This window comes from Rhodococcus sp. 4CII (assembly GCF_014256275.1).
GTDB lineage: Bacteria > Actinomycetota > Actinomycetes > Mycobacteriales > Mycobacteriaceae > Rhodococcus_F > Rhodococcus_F wratislaviensis_A.
This window is the reverse complement of sequence record NZ_JACCFE010000002.1, coordinates 2395881-2412660: the sequence shown is the minus strand read 5'-3', so window position 1 is coordinate 2412660 and position 16780 is coordinate 2395881. Positions and strand designations below refer to the sequence as shown.

General features: G+C 66.6%; 15 protein-coding genes. 9 read left to right on the top strand and 6 right to left on the bottom strand.

The genetic code is table 11. The features are described from left to right. Window positions 1-10: 10 nt before the first annotated feature. The gene (locus H0B43_RS11695) at window positions 11-991 is read right to left on the bottom strand and encodes a Zn-ribbon domain-containing OB-fold protein (protein ID WP_185727738.1); all 981 of its coding nucleotides are present in this window, start codon (window positions 989-991) and stop codon (window positions 11-13) included. A 79-nt stretch (window positions 992-1070) separates the two neighbouring features. On the opposite strand from H0B43_RS11695, the gene H0B43_RS11690 reads away from it, so the two are divergent. After that, window positions 1071-2108: an LLM class F420-dependent oxidoreductase gene (locus H0B43_RS11690; RefSeq protein WP_185727739.1), complete on the top strand. Its 1038-nt coding sequence runs from the start codon at window positions 1071-1073 to the stop codon at window positions 2106-2108. Window positions 2109-2182: 74 nt separating this feature from the next. Here the strand turns inward: H0B43_RS11690 and H0B43_RS11685 are convergent, their stop codons facing one another. Then, entirely contained in the window at window positions 2183-3142 is a 960-nt protein-coding gene (locus H0B43_RS11685; protein ID WP_185730012.1) for a hypothetical protein, read from the bottom strand. A gap of 174 nt (window positions 3143-3316) precedes the next feature. Then, window positions 3317-4171 carry a crotonase/enoyl-CoA hydratase family protein gene (locus tag H0B43_RS11680; protein WP_185727740.1) on the bottom strand — a complete coding sequence of 285 codons (855 nt, stop codon included), beginning with the start codon at window positions 4169-4171 and terminating at the stop codon, window positions 3317-3319. A 79-nt stretch (window positions 4172-4250) separates the two neighbouring features. Between H0B43_RS11680 and H0B43_RS11675 the strand changes: the two genes are divergently transcribed. Both H0B43_RS11675 and H0B43_RS11670 read left to right on the top strand, forming a co-directional pair. Beyond that, window positions 4251-5903: an acyl-CoA synthetase gene (locus H0B43_RS11675; protein WP_185727741.1), complete on the top strand. Its 1653-nt coding sequence runs from the start codon at window positions 4251-4253 to the stop codon at window positions 5901-5903. Then, window positions 5904-7019, top strand: coding sequence for a nitronate monooxygenase family protein (locus H0B43_RS11670; protein WP_185727742.1), 1116 nt, complete (start codon window positions 5904-5906; stop codon window positions 7017-7019). It abuts the gene before it with no gap. Between the two features lie 36 nt (window positions 7020-7055). Here H0B43_RS11670 and H0B43_RS11665 read toward each other — a convergent pair whose 3' ends face one another. The 3 genes from H0B43_RS11665 to H0B43_RS11655 are packed head-to-tail and all read right to left on the bottom strand — an operon-like array spanning window position 7056 to window position 10937. Beyond that, window positions 7056-8627, bottom strand: coding sequence for a long-chain-fatty-acid--CoA ligase (locus tag H0B43_RS11665; RefSeq protein ID WP_185727743.1), 1572 nt, complete (start codon window positions 8625-8627; stop codon window positions 7056-7058). Then, on the bottom strand, window positions 8624-9745 hold the full coding sequence (locus tag H0B43_RS11660) for an acyl-CoA dehydrogenase family protein (RefSeq protein WP_185727744.1): 1122 nt from the start codon (window positions 9743-9745) through the stop codon (window positions 8624-8626). The genes H0B43_RS11665 and H0B43_RS11660 overlap by 4 nt, the downstream gene beginning before the upstream one ends. Before the next feature lie 10 nt (window positions 9746-9755). Beyond that, a complete protein-coding gene (locus H0B43_RS11655) occupies window positions 9756-10937 on the bottom strand; it encodes an acyl-CoA dehydrogenase family protein (RefSeq protein WP_185727745.1) in 1182 nt (393 codons plus the stop codon). Window positions 10938-11184: 247 nt separating this feature from the next. Here H0B43_RS11655 and H0B43_RS11650 point away from each other — a divergent pair, with 247 nt between their 5' ends. The 6 genes from H0B43_RS11650 (at window position 11185) to H0B43_RS11625 (ending at window position 16778) form a co-directional block, all read left to right on the top strand. Beyond that, a complete protein-coding gene (locus tag H0B43_RS11650) occupies window positions 11185-11376 on the top strand; it encodes a ferredoxin (protein ID WP_005244549.1) in 192 nt (63 codons plus the stop codon). A 74-nt stretch (window positions 11377-11450) separates the two neighbouring features. Further along, the gene (locus H0B43_RS11645; RefSeq protein WP_185727746.1) at window positions 11451-12368 is read left to right on the top strand and encodes a 3-oxoacyl-ACP reductase; all 918 of its coding nucleotides are present in this window, start codon (window positions 11451-11453) and stop codon (window positions 12366-12368) included. Window positions 12369-12934: 566 nt separating this feature from the next. After that, window positions 12935-13699: an ABC transporter permease gene (locus tag H0B43_RS11640; RefSeq protein ID WP_015888557.1), complete on the top strand. Its 765-nt coding sequence runs from the start codon at window positions 12935-12937 to the stop codon at window positions 13697-13699. A 20-nt stretch (window positions 13700-13719) separates the two neighbouring features. Then, complete coding sequence (locus H0B43_RS11635; RefSeq protein ID WP_073358221.1) at window positions 13720-14571, top strand: ABC transporter permease; 852 nt, start codon at window positions 13720-13722, stop codon at window positions 14569-14571. Window positions 14572-14583: 12 nt separating this feature from the next. Further along, complete coding sequence (locus H0B43_RS11630; RefSeq protein WP_185727747.1) at window positions 14584-15759, top strand: MCE family protein; 1176 nt, start codon at window positions 14584-14586, stop codon at window positions 15757-15759. Continuing rightward, a complete protein-coding gene (locus H0B43_RS11625) occupies window positions 15756-16778 on the top strand; it encodes an MCE family protein (protein ID WP_312033814.1) in 1023 nt (340 codons plus the stop codon). Before H0B43_RS11630 ends, H0B43_RS11625 begins: the two co-directional genes overlap by 4 nt. Window positions 16779-16780: the final 2 nt, after the last annotated feature.

The window sequence follows — 16780 nt, the reverse complement described above, 5'->3', positions numbered from 1 at the left end:
TGCCGCGCCCTTACAGGTGGTGTTTGTAGGTGTCGTACTCGGCGTCGGGCTCACCCGTCGGCCTGAAGTACTCGATGTTCTCGAGGGTGTAACCCCACTCCTCGCGTGGCTTCCACTTGGCCTCCACGCGCATGCCCATCCGCACGTCGGCGGCGTCGCAGTCGAGGATCAGGTGCAGGAACGCGATGTCCGCGCCGTCGAGCAGCACGTAGGCGGCGACGTACGGCGGCTTGATGCGCTGTCCGAGGAAGGGGACGTTCACGATGCAGAACGTGGTGACGATGCCCCGGTCGGGCAGTTCCACCTGCTCCTTCGTCGGGATGCCGTCGGTGGGGTTGGCGCTGCGCGGCGGGATGTACACCTTGCCGCCCGGTCCGGTGCGGCCACCGATCAGCCTGCCCGCCTTCAACCCTCGGAGGTAGTAGCTCTCCTCGGCGGAGGCGGAGTGCAGGTAGTCGAGATCGATCGGCGTCGTGACCATCGTGACCGGATCCGACTCGGTGGACGGCCCGGGTTCGTTCGTCGACTCGCCGGGTTCGAAGCACACGATGTCCTGGATGCGTCCGACGCGATCCGTCACCCATCGCGCCCGCACCCGCATGCCGGTGCTCATACCGGCGGGGGAGTCGACGTCCACGGCGTGCGCCAGCGACGTGTCGGCGCCGTCCAGTTTGATCAGGGCCCACGCGAACGGGGTGGTGAGTGGCTGTCCGGCAATCGGTTCCGGCATCCACGTCCAGCTCACCACCGTCCCGGCGTCCGATACCCCGACGAAATCGGTGAGAGGTTCGGCGGTGTCCGGGTCGAATTCGGGCGGTGGCACGTAGACGCGTCCGTCCGAGCCGCGGGCACCGATGACCTTGCGGTCGCGCAGCGCGGTCACGAACGCACCGATGGTCGGACCCACCGATCGGGTGTAGTCGAATTGAAGTTTCAGCGGGGCGCTCAACGGTTCGTTCGAGAATTTTTCGGCCACCGCGCTCTTTCCCATGCTCACAACTTCGAGTAGAACAGGTTCTAGTGTTTGTGGCAAGGGTCACTTCTGACGACGGTCGATGCGGAGGCACACGATGAAGCTCGGGTTGCAACTGGGGTACTGGGGCGCGCAACCGCCGACGAATGTCCCGGAGTTGATCGCCGCGGCCGAAGCCGAGGGATTCGACGCCGTCTTCGCCGCCGAATCCTGGGGATCCGACGCGTTCACCCCCCTCGCCTGGTGGGGTTCGGCCACCGAGCGCGTCCGGCTGGGCACCTCCGTCGTCCAGATCTCCGCGCGCACACCCACCAGCACCGCCATGCACGCCCTCACCCTCGACCACCTCAGCGGCGGCCGGGCGATCCTCGGGCTCGGCGTGTCCGGTCCGCAGGTCGTCGAAGGGTGGTACGGGCAGCCGTTCACCAAACCGCTCGCCCGCACCCGCGAATACGTCTCCATCGTCCGCAAGGTGCTGTCGCGGCAGGAACCCGTCACCAGCGACGGCCCGCACTTCCCGCTGCCCTACACCGGTCCCGGCAGCACGGGTCTGGGGAAACCGCTCAAGCCCATCACCCACCCGCTGCGCGCCGACATCCCCATCTGGCTCGGCGCCGAAGGTCCCAAGAACGTCGCGCTCACCGCCGAGATCGCCGACGGCTGGCTCGCCATCTACTACTCACCCCGCCTCGCCCCGATGTACAACGAATGGCTCGACGAAGGCTTCGCCCGCCCTGGCGCCCGACGCACCCGCGAAGACTTCGAAGTCGCCGCCACCTGCCAGGTGATCGTCACCGACGACCGCGCCGCCGCCATCGCCGGACTCAAACCGATCACCGCGCTCTACGTCGGCGGCATGGGTGCCCCCGAACTCAACTTCCACGCCCAGGTCTACACCCGCATGGGCTACGGCGAACAGGTCGACGAAATCGGCCGCCTCTTCCGCGCAGGACGCAAAGAGGAAGCCGCCACAGTCGTCCCCGACGAGATGGTCACCGAAACCATGATCATCGGCAACGTCGACGAAGTCCGCGCCGACGTCAAACGCTGGGCCGACGCGGGCGTCACCATGCTCCTCGTCTCCTGCCGCGACGCCGACCACGTCCGCGAGCTCTCCTCCGCGGTCCTGGGCTGATCTCCCCCGCCACCGGCTCCCCCCTGGCCGGGCGAATGTACCTTCCGGCGCACCTGAGGCGTTGAACGGCGCATTCACCCGGGCGCTCTGAGCATCCAGACCTCAGGCCGGGGGCGGGACGACGCCAGCTGGTAGTGCGACCGGAGGTCGGCGATCACGCGGTCGGGGTCGTCACGGACGGCGCTCGGTAGCGTCGGCAGCACGATGATGCCGTGGTTCTGCATCCGGGTGCGGCGCTCGACGGTCGATTTGTACGCCTTCGGTGCCAGATGCCAGTCGAGTGAGTCGATGTCCCAGGCGAATGCGACGTCGTCGATCCATCCGTCCGGCATGGCGATGAATTGTCCGTCGGCGTCGACGATCTTGCGGTTGAAAACCATTCGGGGCAGTCCGCTGCGCAGCCATAGTCTGCGGGCTTCGGCCTCGGGCACCGAGTGGACGTCGGCACTCACTTCGCGCAGCACTGTCCGGGGGAGTGCTGCACCCCGGCCGCTACCCGAGTCCAACTCCGCGATCAGCTCGGCAACGCTTACCTCGCCTCGCTGGATCACCTCGGCGATGAGGGATCGAGTGCTGTCCAGGGTGCGACACCGTCGTGCTGCGTCGAGCAACGCGCGTGGAAGCGGTGCGCAGGGAAGCCCGTTGCGGGTCACCGGCACGGGCAACCGCGTCGTACGTTCGACGAGGACGAAGCCCGTGGACTGCACGCGCCGGTGCGTGGCGATCAGAACGTGGGCGTCGCCGGAGTACGACGTTCCGTAGCCGTATTCGTGCAGCGCTGCTCGCCCGGTGAGGACTGCGTTCTGGCCGCTGAGCACGATCGCGGCCACGGCACGCTGACGCGCGGTCGGGTGGCCGTTGCCGAGCATCACGACACCCGGAAGGATGCGTTGCCACGGTCCGCCCGGACGGCATCGAGCGTCGATCGCCGAATTCGATACGCCCCATTGCCTCAACTCGGCGGTGCGGATGATTCCGGACCGGCTCACTCCGTACAGGTCTTCGAGGCGATGCCCCCACTCTCCCCGTCGCATGGAGTCGATGATGGCCCACCCGGTGTCGGCGGGAGGTCTGGTCACCAGGCGATTTGGTGAGGTCTGTGGATAAGTAGGGGGCTGTGGATAACCCTCACATCCTGGCCGAATGTACCTCTCGCCGCCTCAGATGCGCCGAAAGGTACATTCGCCCAGGGATTAGTGCACCCGGGGTCAACGGCCCTCGAACTTCGGCGCGCGTTTTTCGGAGAAGGCGCGGGGGCCTTCCTTCGCGTCGGCGGATTTGAAGACCTCGGTGCCGAGGGCGGCGTCGATCCGGAACGCCTCTTCCTCGTGCATGCCTTCGGTGTCGCGGATGGTCTTCAGGATCGCCTGGACGGCGAGGGGGCCGTTGGCGGCGATGAGGTCGGCGAGTTCGAGGGCCTTGTCGAGGGCCTGACCGTCGGGGACGACGTGTCCGATGAGGCCGATCTCCTTGGCCTCGGGGGCTTCGATGTGCCGTCCGGTGAGCAGGATGTCGGCTGCGACGGTGTACGGGATCTGCCGGACGAGGCGCACTGCGGAGCCGCCGAGGGGGAAGAGTCCCCATTTTGCTTCGGAGACACCGAATTTGGCGCTCTCGCCGGCGACGCGGATGTCGGTGCCCTGCAGGATCTCGGTGCCACCGGCGATGGCCGGACCCTCGACTGCGGCGATGAGGGGTTTGGTGAGGCGCCGGCCTTTGAGTAGCGCCTCGATCTTCGACAGGTCCCAGCCCGACGAATTCTTTCCCTCGCTCCGCTCGCCCGCGCCCGAAAACGAATCGCCCGGGTGCCGCGACGTCATGGCCTTGAGGTCGGCGCCCGCGCAGAACGCGCCGCCGGCGCCGGTGAGAATGGCGACCCGGATGTCCGGGTCGGAGTCGACCTGATCCCAGGCGTCCTTCATGATCGCCATCATTTCGCCGGACAGCGCGTTCTTCGCCTCGGGGCGGTTCATGGTGACGATGAGGACGTGCCCGCGTTTCTCGACGAGGCAGTGCGGCGACTGTGCCGAAATGTCGGATTTCTCGGTCGTGGTAGAGGACACTGAAGTCTCCCGAAAGGTGTGTGAGCTGGCTCTCAAATTAGGTCTTGCCAGAAACGGTAACACGTTCTACTTTGTTGACGTGGCCCTTAATATCGCAGACCTCGTAGAGCATGCAATCGACCTCGTTCCTGACCGTGTCGCGTTGGTGTCCGACGACCGGGAAGTGACGTACGCGCAGATGGAGGAGAGGGCCAATCGCCTCGGCCACTACCTGCGTGAACAGGGTGTCCGGCCCGGTGACAAGGTGGGCATCTACTGCCGGAACCGCATCGAGGCCATCGAGGCCATGGTGGCGGTCTTCAAGATTCGCGCGGTGATGGTGAACGTCAACTACCGGTACATCGAGAACGAGTTGCAATACATCTTCGACAATTCGGACATGGTTGCACTCGTGCACGAGCGCCGGTACTCGGACAAGGTGGCGAACGTACTCCCCGAGACGCCGCTCCTGAAAACCACCGTGGTGGTCGAAGACGGCACCGATCTCGACTACGAGGGCATCGAATACGAGGCCGCGCTGGCGCAGGGGTCCCCCGACCGCGACTTCGGCGAGCGCAGCAACGACGACCTGTACATGCTCTATACCGGTGGCACCACCGGAAAGCCGAAGGGTGTCATGTGGCGTCACGAGGACGTCTGGCGGGTGCTCGGTGGCGGCATCAACTTCATGACCGGTGAATACGTCCAGGACGAGTGGGATCTCGCGAAGCTGGGCGCCGAGAGCCCCGGCATGACCCGTTTCCCGATTCCGCCGATGATCCACGGCGGTAGCCAATGGGCGGTGTTCCAGAGCCTGTTCGGCGGCGGAAAGTGTGTCATGCACCCCGAATTCGACGGGCACGACGTGTGGCGGATCGTCGACCAGCACAAGGTCAACCTCATCTTCATCACCGGTGACGCGATGGCGCGGCCCATGCTCGACGCACTGGTGGAGGGCGACACGGTGAGCGGCGAACCGTACGACCTGTCGTCGCTGTTCCTCATGGCGAGTTCGGCGGCGCTGTTCTCGCCCAGCATCAAGGACAAGTACCTCGAACTGCTGCCCAACCGGATGATCACCGACTCCATCGGTTCGTCCGAGACCGGTTTCGGCGGGCTCAGTGTGGTCGCGAAGGGCGATTCGCACGGTGGCGGTCCGACGGTGAAGATCGACGCGTCCACGTCCGTGCTCGGCGAGGACGGCAACCCCGTGGAGCCCGGCTCCGGTGTGGTCGGCATCTTGGCACGCAAGGGGCACATCCCGATCGGCTACTACAAGGACGACGAGAAGACCAAGGCCACGTTCAAGAAGATCAACGGCATCCGCTACTCCATCCCCGGCGACTTCGCGCAAGTGGAGGCGGACGGCACGGTGACGATGCTCGGACGCGGCTCGGTGTCCATCAACAGTGGTGGCGAGAAGATCTTCCCCGAGGAGGTCGAGGGTGCGCTGAAGTCGCATCCCGATGTCTTCGACGCCCTGGTGGTCGGCATCCCCGACGAACGCTTCGGCCAGCGTGTCGCCGCCGTCATCCAGACTCGCGGTGGCGCGCGCCCGGGCCTGCACGAGATCGCCGACGCGGCGCGCAAGGAGATTGCGGGATACAAGGTTCCGCGCAGCCTGTGGTTCGTCGACGAGATCAAGCGGTCGCCCGCAGGCAAACCCGACTACCGCTGGGCCAAGGAACAGACCGAGACCCGGCCGGCCGACGACCACAACGGCAACGGTTCGCCCGAAAGTAAAGGCGCGTAAATGCACACGAGTGTGAGTGAGAAGTTCGGCATCGAGTACCCGGTATTCGGGTTCACGCCCTCCGAACACGTCGCCGCGGCGATCTCCCGGGCCGGTGGGCTGGGTGTGCTCGGCTGCGTTCGGTTCAACGACCCCGAGGAACTCGAGGCCGTCCTGTCGTGGATGGACGAGAACACCGACGGCAAGCCGTACGGCGTCGACATCGTGATGCCCGCCAAGGTTCCCACCGAGGGCACGTCGGTGGACCTCGAGTCGCTGATCCCCGCGGAACACCGGGCGTTCGTCGACCGCACCCTGTCCGAACTGGGCGTGCCGCCATTGGATTCGGGTGCCGAGCACGCGACCGGGGTGCTCGGCTGGCTGCACTCGGTGGCGCGTTCGCATGTGGACGTGGCGCTGAATCATCGAATTGCGTTGATCGCCAACGCCCTCGGGTCGCCGCCGAAGGACGTCATCGATCAAGCCCATGCGAAGGGTGTTCCGGTGGCGGCGCTGGCCGGTGCCGTCGAGCACGCACGCAGGCATGTCGCGAACGGTGTCGACATCGTCATCGCGCAGGGATACGAGGCCGGTGGGCACACCGGTGAGATCGCGTCGATGGTGCTGGTGCCCGAGATCGTCGATGCCATCGGAGATTCCGCCGCGGTCCTCGCGGCCGGTGGTATCGGCAGCGGACGTCAGGTCGCGGCCGCACTGTCGCTGGGGGCGGCCGGGGTGTGGATGGGGTCGTACTGGCTCACCACCTCCGAGTACAAACTGGGCAGCGCGTCGGCCGAGGGCCCGTCCGCGATCCAGCGCGCCCTGCTGGGTGCGACGTCCGCCGACACAGTGCGGTCCCGCATCTACTCGGGTAAGCCCGCGCGCCTGCTCAAGACCAAGTGGACCGACGCCTGGTCGAAGCCGGAAGCGCCGGCACCGCTCCCGATGCCTCTGCAGAATCTCCTGGTCAGCGAGGCTCATCAGCGGATCGCCGCGTCCGAGAACCCGGATGTCGTGGCGATGCCGGTCGGCCAGATCGTCGGCCGGATGAACGAGATCCGGCCGGTGGCCGAGGTGATGGACGAATTGGTCAAGGGCTTCGACAAGGCAGTGTCCCGCCTCGACAGCTTCCGGTAGGTGAGTGGCAAAGTGTGCTGACGCACACTTTGCCACTCACCTGGGGGAGTAGGCGGACCCGTCGCGGACCCAGACCGGATCGGCGCAGTTCGCGGCTTCGGCGCTCAGCACCCGGGTGAGGACCTTGAAGGTGGCCGTCCGCGGGAGATCGGCACACACCCGGATCAGGCTCGGACGCTGCTTCGGCCCCAGATCGGACTGCGCGTCGAGGAATTCCGCGAAGGCCACGGGATCGAAGTCCCGCGTCGGGACGACGGCCGCCATCACGCGGTCCCCGACGTCGGCGTCGGGCACCGCATACACCGTCACCTGCGCGAACCCGTCGTACCGCAGCAGGATGCGTTCGATGGGTGCCGCGCCGATGTTCTCGCCGTCCACGCGCAACCACCCGGAACTGCGGCCCGCGAAGTACACGAACCCGTCCGTGTCCCGGTAGGCGAGGTCGCCGCTCCAGTACTTGCCGTCGCGGATCCGCTCGGCGTCGGCCTCGGGATTGTTGTAGTAGCCCGCGAACGCCCCCGGCCCCGCCGTGTTGACGAGTTCACCCGTTGCGGCCTCCACGTTGACCACCCGGCCGTCGGAATCGAACTCGGCCGTGGGACAGACATTTCCGGTGTCGGGGTCGAGGATCGCCACCCCGTCGGGAAGTCTGCCCAGGGAACCGGCGGGCGCCCCGGGTGCGGCGGAGATGGCGATACCGCCCTCGGTCGAACCGAACCCGTCGACCACTGCGGTGCCGAAGCGGCACGCGAACGCGGCGACCGCGGGCGCGGACCCCTCGTTGCCGTACATCACCCGCAGGGTGTTGTCGGCGTCGTCGGGCATCTCCGGAGTCGCCAGCACATACGACAGCGGCTTTCCGACGTAGTTGGCGTACGTGACGCCGAACCTCCGGACATCGGACAGGAAGTTCGACGCGGAGAACCTGCGCCGCAGCGCAATCGAGCTGTGTCCGGCGAGCGCGACGGACCACGCCGCCATCATGGCGTTGGAGTGGAACATGGGCATCGACATGTACACGACGTCGTCCCGGGTCAGCCCGAACCGCTCGGCGAGCATGGTGCCGGGTCCGGTGATCTTCGCGTGGGTGCAGCGCACCGCCTTCGGGTCGCCGCTCGTACCGGACGTGAAGATGAGCATGAACAGGTCGTCGGGTGCGGCGGCCGTCGGCGTGAATTCGGGGCGTTCCCCGGCGAGCAGCGCGGACCATTCCGGGGAATCCACGTCGACGACGGGAACATCCGGGTCGAGACCGTCCAGCAGCGCGGACCGCCCGGATTCGGTGAAGACCACCTGGCAGTCGGCCAGCGCTATGTCGCGGGCGAGCGCGTCGCCGCGACGGGTGGTGTTGAGCCCCACGAGCACGGTGCCGGACAGCGCCGCCGCTCCGGCGAGGAGGGAGAACTCGGGGACGTTGTCCATGAGCACCCCGACGTGCCGGGGCCGGCTGTCGTCGAGCAGATCCTCGAGGACCGCTGCGCGGCGCAGGCTCGCCCGCACGTGTTCGGACCACGACACGAACCGGTCCTCGAAGTACAGGCCCTGCGCGCCGGAATCCGCGACACCGAGCAGCAGGTCCGACACCGTGCGGGCGAGCGTGACGGTCATGCCGGGACGGTGGCGAGCTCGGCGCCGAGGATGCGCAGCTGCTGCGTGGCCGAACCGAGCCGGAATTCGAGTGCCTTCGCGGCGAGGAAGTATCGGTGCACGGGGTGGTCCTCGTCGAGTCCGACGCCGCCGTGGACGTGGACGAGTGTGTGGGCCACCCGGTGCCCGGCGTCGGACGCCCAGAAGTTGGCGGTCTGGACGTCCCCTTCGCTGGGCAGGCCCTCGCCGATCCGCCACGCCGCCTGCCACAGCGTGAGCCGGACGCCCTTCACATCGATGTAGCCGTCGGCGAGTCTCTGGGCCACGGCCTGGAAACTGCCGATGGGCCGTCCGAACTGGACCCGCTCCCGGGCATACGCCGCGGTGAGCGTCAGGGCTTCGTCGAGCACGCCGTACTGATAGGCGCACGCGCCCAGCGTGCCGCGCTCGACGAGCCAGCCGACGATCTCGCCGCCCTGGTCCACGGTGCCCAGCAGCCGGTCACCGGCCAGCGCGACTGCGCTGAGACTCACCTCGCCGGTACTGGCCAGGTCGACGGTCTGCTGACGGGTGACGGTCACGCCGGGGTCGTCGGGGCGGACGAGGAAGACAGCCACCCCGTCCGGGGTGGTGGCCGGGACCAGGAAGAGGTCGGCGGACGGTGCCGCGTCGACCACGATCTTCGTGCCGTGGAGTGTCCAGCCGTCCGCACCGGGTTCGGCACGGGTGACGGGAGCACCCGGGTTGTCGCCCAGCTCCTCGTCGAGGGCGACGGTGAGGATCTTCTCTCCGCTCGCGGCCGGTGTGCCCCAGTCGGAACGCTGCCGGTCGGTGCCGTACTTCGCGATCGCGCCTGCCGCCATCACGATCGACGACAGATAGGGAACCGGCGCGACGGCGCGGCCCAGTTCGACGAGAATGCTGCACTGCTCGAGGACGCCGAAACCGTCGCCGTCCACCGACTCCGGCAGCGCGGCGCTCAGGACGCCGGACGACGCGAGCGCAGACCAGAGCCGCCGATCGAGACGGTCCTCCGCCGCGTCGAGTTCGCGCAGCCGGTCGTTGGTGACGAGATCCGAGACGATTCCTCGGGTGAGCCCGGCCAGATCCTGCTGGGCCTCGGTGGGGGTGAAGTCCATGGTGGTAGTCCTAACGCTTCGCGGGGGGCAGGCCGAGGGCGGTCATGGCGATGATGTCGCGCTGCACCTCGTTGGTTCCGCCGCCGAACGTGAGGATCAGCGACGACCGGTGCATCCGCTCGAGCCGTCCGCGCAGCAGTACGCCGGGGGAGTTCTGGCGCAGCGTCGCCGACGGTCCGAGGATCTCCATCAGCAGCCGGTACGCCTCCGTGGCGAATTCGGTGCCGTAGACCTTGTTGGCCGACGCCGCCTCGGGGCCCGGAGCATGCTCGGTAGAGGAGGCGATCTCCCAGTTCATCAACTTGAGGTACTCGGCCTTGGCGTGGACGCGGGCCAGGTTGATCTGGACCCATTCCTGGTCGATGACGCGGCGGCCGTCCGGCAACTTGGTGTTCTGCGCCCATTCGCGCACCTCGCGCTGGGCGGTCAGGACCGGTCCGGCCGACGTCAGGGCGACCCGTTCGTGGTTGAGCTGGTTGGTGATCAGCGCCCAGCCACCGTGTTCGGGGCCGACGAGCGCGGACGACGGAACCCGCACGTCCTGGTAGTAGGTGGCGCTCGTGTCCGGGCCCGCCATCGTGTGGACGGGCGTGTACGAGAAGCCGTCGGCGGTGGTCGGGACGATCAGCATGCTGATGCCCTTGTGCTTCTTCGCGTCGGGGTCGGTGCGGCACGCCAGCCACACGTAGTCGGCGTACGCGATGAGGCTCGTCCACATCTTCTGGCCGTTGACGACGTAGTCGTCGCCGTCCTTGACGGCGGTCGTGCGGAGGCTGGCGAGGTCGGTACCCGCCTCGGGCTCGGAGTAGCCGATGGAGAAGTGCAGTTCGCCGGCCGAGATCCTGGGCAGGAAGAACGACTTCTGTTCGGGGGTGCCGAAGTGCATGATCGTCGGCGCCACCGAGTTGATGGTGAGGAAGGGCACCGGGGCGCCCGCGATGGCGGCCTCGTCCGTGAAGATCAACTGCTCCATGGCCGACCGTTCCTGGCCGCCGTACTCCCTGGGCCACCCGAGCGTCAGCCAGCCGTCCTTACCCATCTGGGCGACGACGTCGCGGTAGACGTTGCCCTCGCCGTATTCGCCGGTGGTGGCGGCCAGCGCCTCTCGACGCTCCGGAGTCATCAGCTTCGCGAAGTACGCGCGCAACTCTTCCCGCAACTGCTGCTGCTGCGGTGTGTACGTGATGTGCATCGAAATACCTCTCCGGTCCGAGAGCGGAATCAGCTGAAATCTGGCACAGGTTCCAGTCTCTGCGGGGTAGTGGCGAAGCCGGCCCGGGCCGGCCCCGAAGCGTGCCCGGTAGGCGTGCTCGCAGTCGTGGAACGAATCATTGCACACGACTGGAACAGGTTCTAGTGTTATCGCAGGAACGGTGTGCGCCCCAGCCCGGCGGCACCCGGATCCGCGAGTGACGAGACGAGGAGAAGTGAGGGTTGCCATGGAGGTCAGAGTCGATTTCGACCGTTGCGAGGCCAATGGTGTGTGCGTGGGGATCGCGCCCGACATCTTCGAGCTCGACGACGACGATCAACTGCACATCTCGAGTGCCGTTCCTCCCGCTGACCGGGAGGAAGACGTGCGTACCGCGATCGCCCAGTGTCCGAGGGCCGCACTGAGCGAGCATCCCTGAGGATTGTTGCCCGGAATGAGAACACGTTCTACAGTGACGTCCCCGTGAGTGCACAGAACCAGGAGAGCGTGTTCATGAATGCTGTGACCGACCGTGATGTGAACGTGGACGGCAGGGTCGCCGTCGTGACCGGGGCCGGATCGGGCCTCGGAAAGTTCGAGGCGATCGCTCTGGCCCGCTCCGGCGCGTCCCTCGTGGTCAACGACCTGGTCGCGAACGACGCGGTCGAGGCGACGCTCGACGAGATCCGGGGGCTGGGCGCGAAGGTCGAATTCGTGGCAGGCGACATCGGTGAACGGTCCACCGCCGACGCGATCATGGAGGCGGCGCAGAGCCGGCTCGGCGGTCTCGACATTCTGGTGAACAACGCGGGCATAACGCGGGATCGCATGCTGTTCAACATGTCCGACGAAGACTGGGACCTCGTGCTGAAGGTGCATCTGCGCGGTCACTTCCTGCTGTGCCGCTCCGCCGCGTCGTACTGGCGGGGGAAGTCGAAGCTGGCCGGGGCGCCGGTGTACGGGCGCATCGTGAACACATCGTCGGAGGCGGGACTGCTGGGCCCCGAGGGGCAGGCGAACTACGGCGCCGCCAAGGCAGGCATCACGGCGCTCACGCTGTCTGCCGCCCGTGGGTTGTCCCGGTTCGGCGTCCGCGCCAACGCGATCTGCCCCCGGGCCCGCACGTCGATGACGGAGAACGTCTTCGGGGAGGCGCCGGCCGAGGGGGTCGATCCGCTGTCGCCGGAGCATGTGGCCGCGCTGGTCGCCTACCTCGCGTCGCCCGCCGCGGATTCGGTGAACGGTCAGGTCTTCGTCGTCTACGGCCCGATGGTGGCGCTGATGGCGGCACCGGTCGTGGAGCAGCGGTTCGATGCCGCGGACGGTCGATGGACGCCCTCATCGCTCGCCGCGGAACTCGGTGACTACTTCGGTGACCGTGATCCGGCTGCCATGTTCTCGGCGTCCGCGGCGCTGCGCGACCTGGGCTGATCTGCCGCTCCGGGGCGGCGATCCGACACGAAGGGCGTTTCAGTAGCGTTTCCGCAGGTAATGCACCCGTGATGGGCGATACTGAGGACAACTGGACAGCGGCGGTGTCGGGGCCGAGCAACCGTGGTGGGGTGTTCGAGAGGTGTGCCGGATATGACTAGATCGTGTTCTAGTTTTCGGCCGCGGTCCCGTTCGATGGCTGCTGCTCGCCCGCCGCGGAACCCCTCGTCGCCCGCTCCCGTTGGGCACGCCAGTCGACGGTGTGGTCCCGGAGTGCTGGGATCTCGCGGTTTTCGTCGAAAGCTATTGTGCTATAACCGATCAGGGATTCAGCTCGGCGACGTTCCCGACGTGCGAAGTGGGCGTCCGGAACGTGCGGCCATCCCCGGGATTTCGATCGAATCGCGCCCTTCGGGCGTGCTGAATGTGGGACGATTTGTGCTGATGAGCGGCCACCTTTGACAGGTGAACACGTTCTAGTTAATATGACCTGAGTCACAGACCGTTGGGGGGCTGGGCTCGAACTGACAGTCGGTGCTGGGCGCGATCATGGACGAGGAGGGCGGATGGTAGACCTCCTCGAGGTGCCGTTGCGTGCGGTCGGCGGGTTCTTCACGATGTCGGGCGAGACGTTGAGGGCAGTCTTTTCGAGGCCCTTCCAGCGCCGCGAGTTCGTCGACCAGGCGTGGTTCGTCGCCCGGGTCTCGATGGTGCCGACGGTTCTGGTGGCCATCCCCTTCACGGTTCTGGTGAGCTTCACGATCAACATCCTCCTCCGCGAGATCGGCGCGGCCGACCTCAGTGGAGCCGGCGCCGCCCTCGGCACCGTGACCCAGGTGGGTCCCATCGTCACCGTGCTCATCGTGGCGGGCGCGGGAGCCACCGCCATCTGCGCAGACCTCTCGGCCCGCACCATCCGCGAGGAGATCGATGCGATGCGTGTGCTGGGCATCAATCCGATCCACCGGCTGGTCGTCCCCCGAGTGCTCGCGTCGACAGTCGTGGCCCTGCTCCTCAACGGGCTCGTCTGCACCATCGGCATCCTCGGCGGTTTCGTCTTCTCGGTCTACATCCAGGACGTCAACCCGGGTGCGTTCGTCAACGGGATCACCCTACTCACCGGATTCGGTGAGCTCGTCATCTCGGAAGTCAAAGCCGGTCTGTTCGGCATGATCGCCGGGCTCGTCGCCGCCTACCTCGGCCTCAACGTCAAGGGTGGCGCGAAGAGCGTCGGAGACGCCGTCAACCAGACCGTCGTGTTCTCGTTCATGGCCCTGTTCGTGGTCAACGTCCTCGTCACCGCCGTCGGCATCAAGCTGACGGCAGGGTGATCGACATGGTGGTGGAGTAGATGGCACTAGCGGCGGCCGGGCGCTTTCCCCGAACTCGCAAACGGTTCGCGTCGGCGTCCCGCTCGATCGACCGGCTCGGTGAGCAGGCGCTGTTCTTCGCGCGTGCCATCGGCTCGGCACCCCGCGCGATCATGCACTACCCGCGGGAGACGCTGCGGCTCATCGCCGAGATCAGCATGGGCACGGGAGCGCTCGCGGTCATCGGCGGCACCGTCGTGATCGTCGGCTTCCTGACACTGTTCACCGGCGGCACCATCGCGGTGCAGGGGTACAGCTCGCTCGGCAACATCGGCGTCGAAGCCCTCACCGGCTTCTTCGCGGCGTTCATCAACGTGCGCATCGCGGCCCCGGTCATCGCGGGCATCGGGCTCGCCGCGACCATCGGTGCCGGCTCCACCGCGCAACTCGGCGCGATGCGCGTCTCCGAGGAGATCGACGCGCTCGAGACGATGGCGATCCCGTCGATTCCGTACCTCGTCAGCACGCGCGTGATGGCGGGAATGATCGCAATCATCCCGCTGTATGCCCTGGCGGTGATCGCATCGTTCATGGCGAGCCGGTTCGCGACCGTGGTGCTGTACGACCAGTCGTCCGGTGTCTACGACCACTACTTCTCGACGTTCCTGATACCCACGGACATCCTGTGGTCGTTCGCCCAGGCCATCGTCATGGCGATCGCGATTATGCTCATCCACACCTACTACGGCTTCAACGCCTCGGGCGGTCCGGTCGGTGTCGGCGTGGCCGTCGGCAACGCGGTGCGCTCCTCGCTGATCGCCGTCGTCACCGTCACCCTGCTCATCTCGCTCGCCATCTACGGCGGGTCCGGCAACTTCAACTTGTCGGGATAGGGGTGCCGGTCGATGACTGATTCGGGTGGGAAGAAGAAGCTCGCGGCACTCGTCCTCGTCGTGAGTCTCCTCGCGATCATCGGCGTTTCGCTCGCCATGTTCAACGGAACCTTCAGTGAGACCACGCCCGTCACCGTCACCTCGGATCGCTCGGGGCTGGTGATGGAACCCGACGCCAAGGTCAAGCTCCTCGGTGTCGAGGTCGGTCGCGTCGGCGCCATCGAACACGTGCCGGACGGTGCCGAGTTGAAGCTCGCCATGTACCCCGACATGATGTCGCTGATTCCGTCGAATGCCACCGTGGAGATCAAGTCCACCACCGTGTTCGGCGCGAAGTACGTCAATTTCGTGATGCCGGAGGATCCGTCGTCCACCCATCTCCAGCCGGGTGCCGTCATCGCCTCCGACAACGTCACCGTCGAGTTCAACACGGTCTTCCAGCACCTCTCCGACGTGCTGGCCAAGGTGCAGCCGGAGAAGCTGAACGCCACGCTCGGCGCCATCTCCTCGGCGCTACACGGACGGGGCGACGAACTCGGCGCGCTGCTCGAGCAGAGCGACAGCTACCTGGCGAAGATGAATCCGAGTCTGCCTCAGCTGCAGCAAGACCTGTCCAAGGCCGCCCAGGTCACGGACGTCTACGCCGACACCGCACCGGACCTGCTGCGGGTGCTCGACAACGCGACGGCCACCAGCGGCACCGTCGTCGACGAACAGGACAACCTGGACGCGGTGCTGCTCAACGTCACCGGGCTGGCCGACACGGCCAACACCGTACTGACCGAGAACGAGCGGAACCTGGACTCCGCGCTCGACCTGCTGATCCCGACGACGGATCTGCTCGCCGAGTACTCGCCCGAGATCTCCTGCTTCATCGTCGGCCTGAACAAGGTGATCCCGCTCGCCGAACAACTCATCGGCGGCAACCAGCCGGGGATCGCGCTGAGCGCCAGCTTCATGTACGGGCAGACGCCGTACACCTACCCGAAGGACCTGCCGAAAGTGAACGCGACAGGAGGGCCGAACTGTCACGGTCTTCCCGATCCTGATCCCAGCGTGCACGCGAACTTCGTCGTCGCCGACACCGGAACGGTGCCCTTCGTGCCGTCGACGGAAGTTCAGGTGCACCTGCCGAAGGTGTTCCAGTTGTTGTTCGCGGGTGTGTACCCCGAGCAGGGTGGGCAGTGACTGTGCGAGCCACCACGGTCAAGCTGCTGATCTTCGCGACGGTGATGTCGGTGATCTTCGCCGGTCTCGCCCTGGTGTTCAGCCAGTACCGTTTCAGTAGCAGCGACGGTTACCACGCCACGTTCACGGACGTGTCCGGACTCAAGCCCGGCGACAAGGTGCGGATCGCCGGCGTTCCCGTCGGCGCCGTCGAGAACGTGAAAATCGACGACGACAACCTGGCCGCCGTCGACTTCACTGTCGATACCAAGTATTCGCTGTTCGACGGGACGAAGGCGACTGTGCGGTACGAGAATCTCGTCGGCGACCGGTACATGGAACTGCTCGAGGGCGCCGGATCGGTGGAGCGTTTGCCGGACGGTGGCTCGATTCCGGTCGAGAACACCTCTCCCGCACTCGATCTCGACCTCCTGCTGGGCGGGTTCAAGCCGCTGCTGCGGGCACTGGACCCACAGCAGGTCAACGACCTGTCCGACGCTCTGGTGCAGGTGTTCCAGGGACAGGGCGGAACACTCGTCTCCCTCCTCGGTAGCACGAGTTCGTTCACGAACACCCTGGCGGACCGGGACCAGTTGATCGGCGAGGTGATCACGAACCTCAACCAGGTTCTCGGCACGATCAACGACCGGGGCGACCAGTTCCGGTCGACGCTCGACCAGCTGCAGCAGCTGGTCAGCGGGCTCTCCCAGGACCGCGACCAGATCGGTGACGCCATTCCCCGCATCGCGGGAGCCACCGGGGACCTCGCGAACCTGCTCGAGGGCGCGCGGCCTCCGCTGCAGAGCACGATCGCCGAGGCCGATAGGACCGCCACTCAATTGCAGGCCGGGGAGGGCGACCTGGACTGGGTCCTCCAGAATCTGCCCGCCGCCTACCGCCGCCTCATCCGGATCGGTACGTACGGCAGCTTCTTCCAGATGTATGTCTGCACAGTGAAGTTCAAGTTCTCCGGCCCGGACGGATCGGATCTGCTCCTCAACATGCCGGGCGGACAGACGGCGGGGAGGTGTGCACCGTAGCC